The 13,624-nt window shown below is 73.2% G+C and carries 11 protein-coding genes and 1 pseudogene; 4 read left to right on the top strand and 8 right to left on the bottom strand.

Annotation, left to right across the window (positions count from 1 at the left end; translation table 11 throughout):
* The first annotated feature begins 84 nt into the window (after positions 1-84).
* Positions 85-1,335: an AI-2E family transporter gene (locus IF37_RS0115950; protein ID WP_173456842.1), complete on the top strand. Its 1,251-nt coding sequence runs from the start codon at positions 85-87 to the stop codon at positions 1,333-1,335.
* 91 nt (positions 1,336-1,426) lie between these two features.
* On the opposite strand, the pseudogene IF37_RS39460 reads toward IF37_RS0115950, so the two are convergent.
* Positions 1,427-2,112 (bottom strand): annotated as a pseudogene (locus IF37_RS39460) (hypothetical protein).
* Between the two features lie 363 nt (positions 2,113-2,475).
* On the opposite strand from IF37_RS39460, the gene recA reads away from it, so the two are divergent.
* The 3 genes from recA to IF37_RS0115930 all read left to right on the top strand — a co-directional run bounded on the left by recA (position 2,476) and on the right by IF37_RS0115930 (position 7,353).
* Positions 2,476-3,606 (top strand): recombinase RecA, encoded by a 1,131-nt coding sequence (gene recA, locus IF37_RS0115940; protein WP_030742428.1) that lies wholly within the window; start codon positions 2,476-2,478, stop codon positions 3,604-3,606.
* A gap of 3 nt (positions 3,607-3,609) precedes the next feature.
* Positions 3,610-4,560, top strand: a complete 951-nt coding sequence (recX, locus tag IF37_RS0115935) for a recombination regulator RecX (RefSeq protein ID WP_030742427.1) — start codon at positions 3,610-3,612, stop codon at positions 4,558-4,560.
* Positions 4,561-4,824: 264 nt separating this feature from the next.
* Positions 4,825-7,353: an ABC transporter permease gene (locus IF37_RS0115930; RefSeq protein ID WP_030742424.1), complete on the top strand. Its 2,529-nt coding sequence runs from the start codon at positions 4,825-4,827 to the stop codon at positions 7,351-7,353.
* Between the two features lie 142 nt (positions 7,354-7,495).
* Here the strand turns inward: IF37_RS0115930 and IF37_RS0115925 are convergent, their stop codons facing one another.
* From IF37_RS0115925 to IF37_RS0115900, 7 genes are all read right to left on the bottom strand, one after another.
* On the bottom strand, positions 7,496-7,936 hold the full coding sequence (locus IF37_RS0115925) for a rhodanese-like domain-containing protein (RefSeq protein WP_030742422.1): 441 nt from the start codon (positions 7,934-7,936) through the stop codon (positions 7,496-7,498).
* Entirely contained in the window at positions 7,933-8,481 is a 549-nt protein-coding gene (locus IF37_RS0115920) for a cysteine dioxygenase (protein ID WP_030742420.1), read from the bottom strand. Before IF37_RS0115920 ends, IF37_RS0115925 begins: the two co-directional genes overlap by 4 nt.
* 60 nt (positions 8,482-8,541) lie before the next feature.
* Entirely contained in the window at positions 8,542-8,613 is a 72-nt protein-coding gene (locus IF37_RS46625; RefSeq protein WP_309544753.1) for a putative leader peptide, read from the bottom strand.
* 631 nt (positions 8,614-9,244) lie between these two features.
* Positions 9,245-10,945, bottom strand: coding sequence for an FAD-dependent monooxygenase (locus IF37_RS0115915; RefSeq protein ID WP_079165764.1), 1,701 nt, complete (start codon positions 10,943-10,945; stop codon positions 9,245-9,247).
* A 176-nt stretch (positions 10,946-11,121) separates the two neighbouring features.
* On the bottom strand, positions 11,122-12,018 hold the full coding sequence (locus IF37_RS0115910; RefSeq protein ID WP_030742418.1) for an amino acid ABC transporter permease: 897 nt from the start codon (positions 12,016-12,018) through the stop codon (positions 11,122-11,124).
* Entirely contained in the window at positions 12,015-12,683 is a 669-nt protein-coding gene (locus IF37_RS0115905; RefSeq protein ID WP_030742415.1) for an amino acid ABC transporter permease, read from the bottom strand. Before IF37_RS0115905 ends, IF37_RS0115910 begins: the two co-directional genes overlap by 4 nt.
* Before the next feature lie 76 nt (positions 12,684-12,759).
* Entirely contained in the window at positions 12,760-13,590 is an 831-nt protein-coding gene (locus IF37_RS0115900; protein ID WP_030742412.1) for a glutamate ABC transporter substrate-binding protein, read from the bottom strand.
* Between the last annotated feature and the right edge of the window lie 34 nt (positions 13,591-13,624).

Raw genomic sequence — 13,624 nt, 5'->3', positions numbered from 1 at the left:
ATCCGTCACGAAGGACGCGGGTGGGCACGGGTTGCCGGTGGCGTCGGCGAGACTGGGCGCGTGGCACCGACTGACGAGGACCCCATGGCACCCACCGCCGAGGACGGCGAGCCGTCCGCCCGGCAGGCGGCACCGGCCGCCGCGACCCGGCCCCGCCGGCCCCCGCTCTCCGACGCCGTCGCACCGGGCGGCAGGATGCCGCGCTGGCTGCCCCGGGCCATGGTGCTCGCGCTCGCGCTGATCGCCGCGTTCCAGTTCGGCAGCTGGGCCTTCCACCAGCTGACCGGACTCCTGATCAACATATTGATCGCGTTCTTCCTGGCCCTCGCGATCGAGCCGGCGGTGAGCCGGATGGCGGCCCGGGGCATGCGCAGGGGGCTCGCCACCTTCCTGGTCTTCCTCGGCCTGACGATCGTCACCGCCGGGTTCGTCACCCTGCTCGGGTCGATGCTGGCCGGTCAGATCATCAAGATGGTCGAGGGTTTCCCGGAATACCTCGACTCGTTGATCAACTGGATCAACCACACCTTCCGCACGGACCTCAAGCGGGTGGACATCCAGGAGGGCCTGCTCCACTCCAGCTGGTTGCGCAAGTACGTCCAGAACAGCGCGGCCGGTGTCCTCGACGTGTCCGCCCAGGTGCTCGGCGGCCTCTTCCGGCTGCTCACGGTCGCCCTGTTCTCGTTCTACTTCGCCGCGGACGGCCCCCGGCTGCGCCGCGCCCTGTGCTCCGTCCTGCCGCCCGCGCGCCAGGCCGAGGTGCTGCGCGCCTGGGAGATCGCCGTCGACAAGACGGGCGGCTACCTCTACTCGCGCGGCCTCATGGCACTCATCTCCGGGATCGCGCACTACGTCCTGCTCGAGGCCATGGGCGTACCGTATGCGCCCGTGCTCGGGGTCTGGGTGGGTCTGGTCTCGCAGTTCATCCCGACCATCGGCACCTACCTCGCGGGCGCGCTGCCGATGCTGATCGCGTTCACCGTCAATCCCTGGTACGCGGTCTGGGTGCTGGTCTTCGTCGTGATCTACCAGCAGTTCGAGAACTACATGCTCCAGCCCAAGCTGACCGCGAGGACCGTCGACATCCACCCGGCGGTCGCTTTCGGCTCGGTCATCGCGGGCACCGCCCTGCTGGGCGCGGTCGGCGCGCTGATCGCCATTCCGGCGGTGGCCACGCTCCAGGCGTTCCTGGGGGCGTACGTGAAGCGGTACGCCGTCACGGACGACCCGAGGGTGCAGGGACACCTGGGCAGGGCCCCGTCCGGTCCGGGGGTGCTCACGCGCGCGCGACGGCTGTGGGTCGGCCGCCGCGCCGGCGAGCAGGAGCAGTCGTAGACCGCCCCCGCGTGCCGGTCCCGCATCAGGCGGATCGCTCCCGCGGGCCGCTGCCACGTCAGGCAGACCGCTCCTGCGGGTCGCCGCCGGCTCAGTACGTCGGCACCGCCCACCCGGCGGCCACGACGACGGCCGCCGGGTAGCAGCCGGCCGCCGCGGCCACGGCCCGCCGCCGTGCCTGCTCGCTCCGGGGCGTACGGGACAGCGGCCAGGTCGGCAGGGGCAGGACAAGGACCGCGTGCGGGCTCACGCCGTGCGGCGGCTTCAGCGGGGCCGTCGAGTGGTAGGCGGCCTCCTGGTGGCCGGTCCGCGTCAGGACCACCGATCCGCATCAGGGCCTCCGGCGCGGTCGTCACCGCGCCGGAGGCCGGCGCCACCAGCAGGAGCGCGAAGCCAAACCGCACGGCGAGCGGCATCCCGGCGGGGCCCGCCGGCCGGTGCCGGAAGGACGTGACGGCGAAGGCGGCGAGCAGGACGCCCAGCACGCCGCCGTCCGCCGCGGGCGTCATGGACATCCCCGCGTCGAAGGGCGTCTTCATGTTTCAGGTGCGAGGGCACCCGGCGCCACGCCTGGGGGGTGTGCCGGCCACCTCCACCGCGCAGTCGGCGGCGAGCACGAACAGCAGGGCCGCGCGCCGTCGGCCGCCGGTCCGCAGGTACGACGTGACCCAGGTGACCGCGATCAGCGTCCCCCCGAAGGGGAGCCCGAACGTCACAGGCTTGTGCCACGAGACGGGGCCGTCCCCAGGGGCCGCTGTCGGCCGCGAACACCACCAAATGGACGAGGCCGGACCAGGCGACCGGTAAAGAGGGCGCACCGGGTGGCCGGCGCCGGCCTCGGCGACGAGCCGGGGCACGCCGTCGCCGGGTCCGCGTGGCCGCCGGGCCGGCGCGGTCCGCGCCCCTCTCCGCCCGCCCCGTGGAAGGGTCGCCGTGCCGCGTGGTGCGCTTGACACCAAAATCGAACATCCATTCTTATGGAGGCTCAGGCGAGGCTTTCGGCCGGGTACTTCGTCCCGGTTCGCCGGGATATGTCCCAGGGTTATCCACAGGCCGGGCCTGCGTCGGGGCGCATTGTCAGTGGCAGGCGTTAGCGTCTTTGACGTGAAGCGATCGACTCAAGCAAACCGGGTGGAACCCATGGCAGGAACCGACCGCGAGAAGGCGCTCGACGCCGCGCTCGCACAGATTGAACGGCAGTTCGGCAAGGGCGCTGTCATGCGCATGGGCGAGCGGTCGAAGGAGCCCATCGAGGTCATCTCGACCGGTTCGACCGCGCTCGACGTCGCCCTCGGCGTCGGCGGCCTGCCGCGCGGCCGTGTCGTGGAGATCTACGGACCGGAGTCCTCCGGTAAGACGACCCTGACCCTGCACGCCGTGGCGAACGCGCAGAAGGCCGGCGGCCAGGTCGCCTTCGTGGACGCCGAGCACGCCCTCGACCCCGAGTACGCGCGCAAGCTCGGCGTCGACATCGACAACCTGATCCTCTCCCAGCCCGACAACGGCGAGCAGGCCCTGGAGATCGTGGACATGCTGGTCCGCTCCGGCGCCCTCGACCTCATCGTCATCGACTCCGTCGCCGCGCTCGTCCCGCGCGCGGAGATCGAGGGCGAGATGGGCGACAGCCACGTGGGTCTCCAGGCCCGTCTGATGAGCCAGGCCCTGCGCAAGATCACCAGCGCGCTCAACCAGTCCAAGACCACCGCGATCTTCATCAACCAGCTCCGCGAGAAGATCGGCGTGATGTTCGGCTCCCCGGAGACGACGACCGGTGGCCGGGCCCTGAAGTTCTACGCCTCGGTGCGCATCGACATCCGCCGCATCGAGACCCTGAAGGACGGCACGGAGGCGGTCGGCAACCGCACCCGCTGCAAGGTCGTCAAGAACAAGGTCGCGCCGCCCTTCAAGCAGGCCGAGTTTGACATCCTCTACGGCCAGGGCATCAGCCGCGAGGGCGGTCTGATCGACATGGGCGTGGAGCACGGCTTCGTCCGCAAGGCCGGCGCCTGGTACACGTACGAGGGCGACCAGCTCGGCCAGGGCAAGGAGAACGCGCGCAACTTCCTCAAGGACAACCCCGACCTGGCCAACGAGATCGAGAAGAAGATCAAGGAGAAGCTGGGCGTGGGCGTCCGGCCGGAGGAGCCCGTCGGCGAGCCGGGCGCGGACGCGGCGGTCACCACCGCGGCGGCCGAGGACACCGCCAAGTCGGCCCCCGCCCCGGCAGCCGCCAAGGCCACCAAGCCCAAGGCCGCCGCGACCAAGAGCTGACCCGTGACACGACGAACCGACTGGGCCGAGTACGAGTACGCCACCCCCGGTGCCCCACGGGGGAGGGGCACCGGGGGCTACCCGGACTCCGCCCGGGACGGTGAGGACGGACACCGGGACGACGGGTTCGACAGGCACGACGTGCACGGCGGCACCGACGGATACGGCCCGTACGGCGGACCCGGCCGGGACCGCGGACAGTGGGCGCACGACGGCTCCGGCGCCCATCGCGGCGCCGGCGGATACGGGGAGGACGACGGCGCGGACACGGCCGGCGCGCACGGCGCGGACGGTGAACCGTACGGGGGCGGTTCGCCCGGCGGCCGGGGCTCACGGGGACCCGGCGGCCCCCGGGACGCGGGACGCGGCCGGCGGCGGCGCGGATTCGGGGACGCGCCCGGCGTGGACGGAGACCCCCCTCCCTCGGCGAGGGACGAGCGGGGGGAGTCTTCGGGGGACCCGGCTGAGCGGGCCCGGGCGATCTGCCTGCGCCTGCTCACCGGGACCCCGCGCACCCGCAAGCAGCTCGCGGACGCGCTGCGCAAGCGGGAGATCCCCGAGGACGTGGCCGAGGAGGTGCTGTCACGGTTCGAGGAGGTCGGGCTCATCGACGACGGCGCCTTCGCCGACGCCTGGGTGGAGTCCCGGCACCATGGGCGGGGCCTCGCCCGCCGCGCCCTCGCCCGCGAACTGCGGACCAAGGGCGTCGACTCGGCGCTGATCGAGGACGCCGTGGCCCAGCTGGACTCCGAGCAGGAGGAGACGACCGCCCGCGAACTCGTCGACCGCAAGCTGCGTGCCACCCGTGGCCTCGACCGCGACAAGCGGCTCCGGCGGCTCGCGGGCATGCTCGCCCGCAAGGGCTACCCCGAGGGCATGGCCCTCCGGGTCGTCCGCCGGGCCCTGGAGGAAGAGGGCGAGGACACGGAGTACCTCGGGGACGGCGACTTCTGACGGCTGCCGGGGACGGGCGCCGGGACGGGAGCCTCCTCGCCCCCGCGGGGACGGCGGCCCGTGACGGGCACCCCGGGGTGGGGTTAACCCCCGCCGCGGACGGGTGGGATGACCCCCGTGGCAAGACGCCTGGTCACCGCAGTGTCTCCGCTGCCCGCACGGGCGAATCTGTATCCGCGCCCCAGGCGTCCGGTGACCGCTCCAGCCGGAGGCGGAGCGCGCGCGACACCACCCGTGCCACACAACAGAAGAGAGCCCGTCCCCATGATGCTCCGTTACGCCCTGCGGACCGTCCGCGCCCGGAAAACGGGGTTCCTCGGTGCCTTCCTCGCCCTGATGTGCGCGGCGGCGCTGATCACCGCTTGCGGCACCCTCCTCGGCACCGGCCTGCGCGGCACCATCCGCACCGAGCGCTACGCCGCCACCCCCGTCCTGGTCTCCGCCGACCAGTACGTGCGCCGGACCACCGTCAAGCACAAGAAGGGCAAGACCAAGGTCAAGCACAAGGCGAAGCCCATCGCCGAGCGTGCCTGGCTCCCCGAGCACCTGCGCGACGGACTCGCCCGCACCCCCGGTGTCGCCCGGGTCGTCCCCGAGCTGACCTTCCTCGCCCAGCCGTCGACCCCGGCCGGCACCGGCGGCCGTACTGCCTACGGCCACGCCTGGGACTCCGCCGTCCTGACCCCGTACCGGCTGGCGGCGGGCCGCGCCCCGCGGGCCGCGGACGACCTCGTCATCGACGGCGGCCTCGCCGCGCGGGCCCGGCTGCGGACCGGAGACCGGCTCACCGTGCAGTCCACCCGGGCCCCGCGCACCTACCGCATCAGCGGTATCGCCACCCCGGCCACCCCCGTACGCCACCAGACGTCCCTGTTCTTCTCCGCCGCCGAGGCCCGCCGGCTGGCCGCGCACCCAGGGCAGGTCACCGCGTTCGGCGTGCTGCCGGCCAAGGGGGCGGACCCCGAGCGGGTGCGCCAGGCGGTGGCACGGGCGCTGCGCGGCACCACGGCCCAGGTCACGACCGGCGACGCCCGCGGGCCCGTCGAGTTCCTGGACGCGGCTGCCGCCCGCACCCGGCTGGTCAGCATGGGCGGCGCCATGGGCGGCACCTCGCTGCTGGTGGCGGTGCTCGTGGTCGTCGGCACCTTCGCGCTCACCGTGCAGCAGCGCCACCGCGAACTCGCCCTGCTGCGGGCCGTCGCCGCCACCCCCGGGCAGATCCGACGGCTGCTCGGCCGGGAGGCGCTGATCGTCGGCGCGGTGGCGGGCACGGCCGGCGCCCTGCTCGGGCTGCCGCTGGGCGGCTGGCTGCACTCCCGGTTCGTCGCCCTGGGCGCCGTACCCGACACGCTCGAACACACCGCCGGCGTCTTCCCGCCGCTCGCCGCTCTCGCCGCCACCCTGCTCGGCGCCTGGGCGGCGGCCCGGATCGCCTCCCGCAGGATCTCCCGGATCCGCCCCGCCGAGGCCCTGGCCGAGGCCAGGACCGAACGCACCCGACCCGCCCGGGGCAGGATCGCCGCCGGGCTGCTGCTCCTGGCCGGCGGAGTCGTCCTCGTCGTCCTCCTCACCTCCCTGCGCACCGAACCCGCCTCGACTCCCGTGACCTTCCTCGCCGTCGTCGTCCTCTCCACGTCCGTCGCCCTGCTCGGTCCGCTGCTGGTCAAGGCCGCCGCGCTGCTGCTCGCCGGCCCGCTCCGGCTCACCGGGCACGGCGGCCGGCTCGCCACCGCCAACCTGCGCGGCAACGCCGCCCGCATGGCCTCCGTCGTCACCCCGCTCACCCTGCTCATCGGCATGACCTGCACCGTCCTTTTCGTCCAGAGCACCCTCGACGACGCCGCCCGCGTCCAGGCCCGCGACGGCGTCCGCGCCGACTGGGTCGTCACCGCGCGGGGACCGGGCGTACCGGGTGCGGCCGCCGAGCGGCTGCGCGCCGGGCACGACACCGTCACCGAGGTGGTCCGCACCACCGTCCGCGTCGGCCTCGACAAGTACCCCGCGCAGGGCGTCACCCCGGCGGGACTGACCCGCACCTGGGACCCCGAGGTCACCGCCGGCTCCCTCCGCCGGCTCGGCCCCGGCACCGTCGCGGTCAGCGAACTGGCCGCGGAACAGCGGCACCTGAGGCCGGGAAGCACCCTGAGACTCACGCTCGGCGACGGCACGCCCGCCACGCTCACCGTCGCCGCCGTCTACGCCCGCGGTCTCGGCTTCGGCGACCTCACCCTCGCCCACGACCTCGTGGCTCGGCACGTCGACAATCCGCTCGCCTCCTCCGTCCTCGTCGGCACGACCCGTACACAGACAGAACTCGCGACTACGCTCCGTGAGTTCCCGGCGCTGCGGATTCTTTCGCCGGCCGCCGCCGACGCCCTCCGGGCCGACCGGCAGCGGACGAACGCCGAGGTCGGCTACCTCGCCATGGGACTGGTCCTGGCGTTCACTGCCATCGCCGTCGTCAACACGCTCGCCATGTCGGTCGCCGAGCGGGTCCGGGAGTTCGCACTGCTCCGGCTCGCCGGCGCGACCCGCCGCCAGGTGCTGCGGATGCTGCGCACCGAGGCGCTGTCCGTGCTGTTCCTCGCCACCGCGCTCGGCAGCGGTATCGCCCTCGCCGTGCTCACCGCGTTCAGCGTCGGCATGACGGGCCGGGCCGCCCCGACGGTCACCCCGTTGCTGTACGTCGCCGTCGTCGGGGTCGCCGGTCTGCTGGCGCTCCTGGCCAGCGCCCTGCCGGGGCGGGCCGCCCTCCGGGTGCGGGCGGTGACGGTCGCCACGGCGAAGGAGTAGTGCCGGGTGGCAGGACCGCCCGCGGTCCGGCCACCCGGGCCGCTGCCGTGAACCCCCGAGTGCCCGGGGGTTCACGGCTCGCCGCGCCGACGGCCCGGGGCACGGCTGGTGCCGGACGTGGCCGGCTCGGGTGCCGGGCCGGTCAGCGCGTGGCCGGTGCCACCGGAAGCCCTGCCGCCCGCCATGCCTGGAAGCCGCCCACCAGGTCCGTCGCCCGGTGCAGGCCCAGTTGGTGGAGGGAGGCGGCGGCGAGGCTGGAGGCGTACCCCTCGTTGCAGACCACCACGGCGCGCAGGTCGTGTCCGGTGGCCTCGGGGAGGCGGTGGCTGCCCTGGGGATCGAGGCGCCACTCCAGCTCGTTGCGCTCGACCACGACGGCACCCGGGATGAGCCCGTCCCGCTCGCGCAGCGCCGCGTACCGGATGTCGACCAGCAGCGCGTCCCCGGCACGGGCGGCCTCGTACGCCTCCCGTGCCTCGACGCGCCGGTAGCCGGCCCGTACCCGGTCCAGCAACTCGTCGATGCCGACCGGCCGTCGGTCCGGCGCACCGCTCACCGGCGACTGCTCGCCCACGCCGCTCACTGCCAGTCCTCCGGGCGTTCGACCTGCTCCAGGCGGAGCACCGGGCCCGTGCGGCTGTAACGGCGGATGTGGGGCAGCGGCGGATAGTAGGCGTGCACGGAGACCGCGTGCCGCTCGAGGGACTCGTTGAGCACCTCGTGCACGTGGTGGCGGCCGAAGGCGCGTCCCTGGCCGGTGGTCAGCCGGCGTACGCGGTCCACTCCGTCGGTGAGTTCCAGGGTCTTCCAGCCGTCGGTGGGCAGCCGGGCGGCGAGGGAGTTCTCGGTGAGCTCGCCCGAGGCGGTGAGGAAGGCACCGACGGAGTCGGCGTGGTCGTGCCAGCCGGTGCCGGTGCCGGGCGGCCAGCCGATCAGCCATGCCTCGCTGCCGCCGGGCCCGTCCAGCCGCACCCAGGTGCGGCCCTCCGGGTCGAGCGGCAGGGAGGCGATCAGCTCGGCGTCGGCCGCGGCGTGCCGGACGAAGGCGAGGAGTTCCGCCTGGGTGGGTGCCGAGGTGGCGGGGGACACGGAGGAGGGCAGGTAAGGGGAGGGGACAGACACGGGCAACCGTCCTGGGAGCGTTCGCGGGAACGGGCGCGCGACGGCGCCCGGTGGGGGAGGGCGAAGTCAGCAGGACGGGCGACACACGCAGCCCGCGTAGCGGACGAGGTCCATATGGACCCTCCGCCACAGGCGCACACAGGTGTCGGTCACGATCCGGAGTACAGCATGCCGGCGCAACCCGGTCAACCGAGTGTCACCTCGTGGACGGGGGGCCGGGGAGCGCGATCGGCGCACGTCGGAGCCCGTCGGCGCCTGCCCTCTCGGACAAGGGCCCCGCACACGTCGGAGGACGCCGACGCCCGTGCCGTTCCCGCGCGCGGTGTCGGTGTCCGGGCACGCCGGAGCGAGCGACCCCGGGACAGGGCCGCGCACGCCGAAGCGAACGGGCGTCCCTGGGCTGAGGGTCGGGTGTGCCGGAGGGTGCCGCCGGCTCAGGGCGGCCGGGCACGCCGGAGGGCGTGCCCCCGGGCTCAGGGCCGAGTGCGCCGGAGGGAGTACCTCCGGGCTCAGGATCGCGCACGCCGAAGCGAAGGGGGTGTCCCCGGGCTGAGGGCCATGTGAGCCGGAGGGCGTGCCCCCGGCTCGGGGCCGGGCGCGCCAGAGCGGATGGGCTCAGGGCCGAGCACGCCGGAGGGTGCCGCCGGCTCAGGGCGGCCGGACGCGCCAGAGCGGATGCCCCAGGACACAGGGCCGCGGCCGCCGGAGCCCGCGCCCGGCCACAGGCTCAGCGCACGCCGGGCAGCGCACGCCGGGCAGCGCACGCCGGTCAGCGCACGCCCGAACGTGCCTCCGTCGGCGCCGTATCCTCCCCGCCCCGTCCCGCCCCGCTCCGCTCCTCCCTGCTCCGCTCGTCCTCCGGCCTCTCCTCCTCCCCGCTCTGCTCGCTCCGCTCCGCTTCCGGGCCGCCGCCCAGCGTGGCCTCCGCCGCCGCGTACAGGTCGGCCGGGCGGACCCCGTTCAGCGCGGTGACCAGGTGGCCGTCGGGGCGTACCAGCAGCACGCTGTGGGCCGGGGCGCCCGGATAGCCCTCGGCGACCAGCAGCTCGGCCGGGTGCGGCAGCGCGCTCACCGCCGCCGCGAGCCGGGGCATCACACCGGCGGACATCCAGTGCTTGCGATCCCACACCCCCGTACCGGGCGCGACCAGGACGACCAGCAGCGCGCCGCGGTCGAGCCGGTCGCGCAGCCGGACGAAGGACCCGTCCTCCGCCGTGACCCGCACGTCGGCCACCGGAGCGCCGGGCGGCGTGTCGACGGCGATCTCCGCCGCCAGACGCCCGGGCGCGAGCGGTGAGCCGGCGTACGTCCCCGGCGCACCCAGCGCACCGCGCCCCAGGTGGCCGTCGGTGAACAGCGCGCCGTGGCCCCGGGCCGCGCCCGGGACGATGTGGCGCAGCCCGCCCCCGCCGCGGAGCACCGGCAACGCCTGGTCGGCGGCGCGCAGCCGGGCGGCGATCACCGCGCGCCGCTCGGTCTGGTAGCTGTCCAGCAGCGCCTCGTGCGGACCGTGGTGCCAGACCGCGGCCAGCTTCCACGCGAGGTTGTCGGCGTCCCGGAGACCTTCGTCGAGCCCCTGGGTGCCGAACGCGCCGAGCAGGTGGGCCGCGTCCCCGGCGAGGAAGACCCGGCCGGCCCGCCACCGGCGGGCCAGCCGGTGGTGCACCGTGTGGACGCCGGTGTCGAGCAGGTCGTACACCGGTGCGGCCTCGCCCGTCCAGCCGGTCAGGGTCTCCCGGACGCGGGTCAGCAACATCTCGGGTGTGACCAGGTCCTTGCCCGGGGGCAGCAGCCAGTCCAGCCGCCAGGCGCCGTCCGGGAGGGGGCGGGCGGTCACCTCCCCGGCCGAGGGCTCGGACGACCGCCACGGCGGTGTCCGATGGAGCAACGCCTGGCCCTCCCACGGAAGTTCCGTGCGCAGCGCGGCGACCGCGTACCGCTCCACCGCCGTACGGCCGGGGAAGCGGATGTCCTGGAGCTTGCGCACGGTGGAGCGGGCTCCGTCGCAGCCGACCAGGTGACTGCCCCGCCACCAGGCGGCCTTCGGACCGCGGGTGTGCGCGGCGACGCCGGAACGGTCCTGCTCGAGCGCGTCCAGCCGACTGTCGGCCACCACCTCGGCCAGCGGTTCGCCGGCGAGGGCCGCGCGCAGGGCGTTCGTCAGGACGTGCTGGGCGATGTGCAGCGGGGCGGCGGGGTCGTCCTCGGCGAAGACGATCTCGGTCATCACCTGCTTGCGCCTGAGGGACCGCCATCCGGCCCAGCGCACGCCGTGCTCGTCGAGGGGGACTCCGGTCAGCCGCTCCAGCAGGGCCGCCGTGTCCTCGCGCAGCACGACGGTACGGGCCGGGCGGGGTTCGTCCTTGCCGGGACCCTCGTCCAGGACGACGCTGGGCACGTCCTGACGGGCCAGCAGCAGGGCGAGCGTCAGCCCGACGGGCCCCGCTCCGACGATGATCACCGGGTCCATGAAGCGGCACCCCCTGCCCGTGACGATGCCCTGACGGTGACAAGTGAACAGGAAGGTGGAGCGGGGTGCACGATCACAGAACGTATGCAACCCATTGGCAGAGTTTGCGTCAAGTGACCGGGGGCAGTGGCGATCAAGCCACTGCCCCCGGTGACGCGTTCGGCTCTGACCTGGTGTCAGGCCGCGATTCCGGTTCCGGCGGGATCCGGGGTGTCCGCGGTCTCCTGCGCGCTCAGCACCGCGCCCGTCGACTTCTTCCGCCGCCGCAGCCGGCCCTCCAGCCAGCTCGCGAACGAGGTCAGCGAGAAGTTGATGGCGACGTAGATCACAGCCACCACCGTGAAGGAGGCGATGGTGTTGGCGCCGTAGTAGCCGCTCATGGTGTTCGCCGAGGCGAGCAGTTCGGGGAAGGTGAGGACGGCGCCGCCCAGCGCGGTGTCCTTCACGATGACCACGAGCTGGCTGACGATCGCCGGGAGCATGGTGGTGACGGCCTGCGGCAGCAGGATGATCCGCATCACCTGCCCCTTGCGCAGCCCGATCGCCATGGCCGCCTCGGACTGGCCCTTCGGCAGGGCGAGGATGCCCGCGCGGACGATCTCGGCGAGGACCGACGCGTTGTACAGCACCAGGCCGGTGACGACCGCGTAGAGCGGACGGTCGTCCGAGTTGACCTCGGTGTACTGGGCGTAGAGCGCCAGCCCGAAGATCATCAGCACCAGCACCGGGATGGCGCGGAAGAACTCCACGACGACCGACGCCGGCACCCGCACCCACACATGGTCCGAGAGCCGGGCGAGACCGAGCACGGCACCCAGCGGCAGCGCGATGACCATCGACAGGGCCGCCGCCTTGAGGGTGTTCTCCAGACCCGGCCATATGTACGTCGAGTACGCCTCGGTACCGCCGCCGAGGTAGGGCTTCCACAGCGCCCAGTCCAGCTGGTGCTTGTCGTCGAGGGACGCGTACACCCACCAGGCGACAGCCGCGAGCGCGACGGTGAAGAGCACCGTGTAGAGGACGTTGCGCCGCTTGGCGCGCGGCCCCTGCGCGTCGTACAGGACCGAAGTCATCGCTTCACCGCCACCTTCTTGCCCACCCAGCCGAGGATCAGGCCGGTCGGCAGGGTCAGGCAGCAGAAGCCGAACGCGATGATCGCGGAGATCAGCAGCAGCTGCGCTTCCTTCTCGACCATGTCCTTCATCAACAGGGCCGCCTCGGCGACGCCGATCGCGGCCGCCACCGTCGTGTTCTTCGTCAACGCGATCAGGACGTTGGTGAGCGGGCCGACGGCCGCCCGGAAGGCCTGCGGCAGCACGACCAGGAACAGGACCTGGGTGAAGCTCAGCCCGATGGCCCGCGCGGCCTCCGCCTGGCCGACCGGCACCGTGTTGATGCCGGACCGGATCGCCTCGCACACGAAGGCCGACGTGTAGACGATCAGACCGAGCACCGCCAGCCGGAAGTTGGCCGTGTCGATGTCGCCGCCGGCACCGAGGCTGATGCTCAGCGTCGAGTACAGGCCGAGCGAGGCGAAGAGGATGATCACCGTGAGCGGGATGTTCCGCACGATGTTCACATAGGCGGTGCCGAAGCCGCGCATCAGCGGCACCGGGCCCACCCGCATGCCGGCCAGCAGGGTGCCCCAGATCAGGGAGCCCACGGCGGACAGCAGCGTCAGCTGCACCGTCGTCCAGAAGGCGCCCAGTACGTCGTAACCGTCAAGAAAGTCGAACACGATCTCCCGCGCTTCCGCGTGTAGGGATGCCCGGGTGCGCCGTCCTCGGCGGACGGCGCACCCACCGGGCGTTGCCTCAGCTCTTGATCTCGCCGATCTTCGGGGCGGGCTCGTTCTTGTAGCCGGCCGGGCCGAAGTTCTTGTCCACGGCCTTCTGCCAGGAGCCGTCGGAGACCATCGCCTCGAGCGCCTTGTTGATCTTGTCCTTGAGGTCGCTGCCCTTCTTGACGCCGATGCCGTAGTTCTCGTTGGTCATCTTCAGGCCGCCCAGCTTGAACTTGCCCTTGAACTGGGACTGGCTGGCGTAACCCGCGAGGATCGAGTCGTCCGTGGTGAGGGCGTCGATGTTCTTGTTCTGGAGACCGGTCAGGCAGGCGGAGTACGTCGGGTACTTCTGGAGCTGCGCCTTGGGGGCGAGCTTGTCCTTGACGTTCTGCGCCGAGGTCGAGCCGGTGACCGAACACAGCCGCGCCTTGTTCAGGTCGGCCGCCGACTTGATCGCGGTGTCGTCCGCGCGGACCAGCACGTCCTGGTGGGCCAGCAGGTAGGGGCCGGCGAAGTCGACGAGCTTCTGGCGCTCCGGGGTGATCGAGTAGGAGGCGGCGATGAAGTCGACGTCGCCGCGCTGGAGCATGGTCTCGCGGTCGGCGCTCTTCGACTCCTTCCACTCGATCTGGTCGGCCTTGTAGCCGAGCTTCCCGGCGACATAGGTGGCCACGTCGACGTCGAAGCCCGAGTAGCCCTGCGGGGTCTTCTGGCCGATGCCCGGCTGGTCGAACTTGATGCCGACGGCGATCTTCTTGCCGTCACCGGAACCCTTGTCGTCCTTGCCGCCGCCGCACGCGGTGGCGGTCACGGAGAGGGCGAGGAGGACGGCCGAGGCGGCGGTGACCTTGCGGAGCTTCATGGTGAACATCCTTCGAGTGGTGAGGGGCCCGGTC

Origin of the sequence: Streptomyces sp. NRRL S-31 (assembly GCF_000718775.1) — a bacterium.
GTDB lineage: Bacteria > Actinomycetota > Actinomycetes > Streptomycetales > Streptomycetaceae > Streptomyces.
Note: the sequence above shows the minus strand (reverse complement) of the source record. Positions and strands in the feature narration are given on the sequence as shown.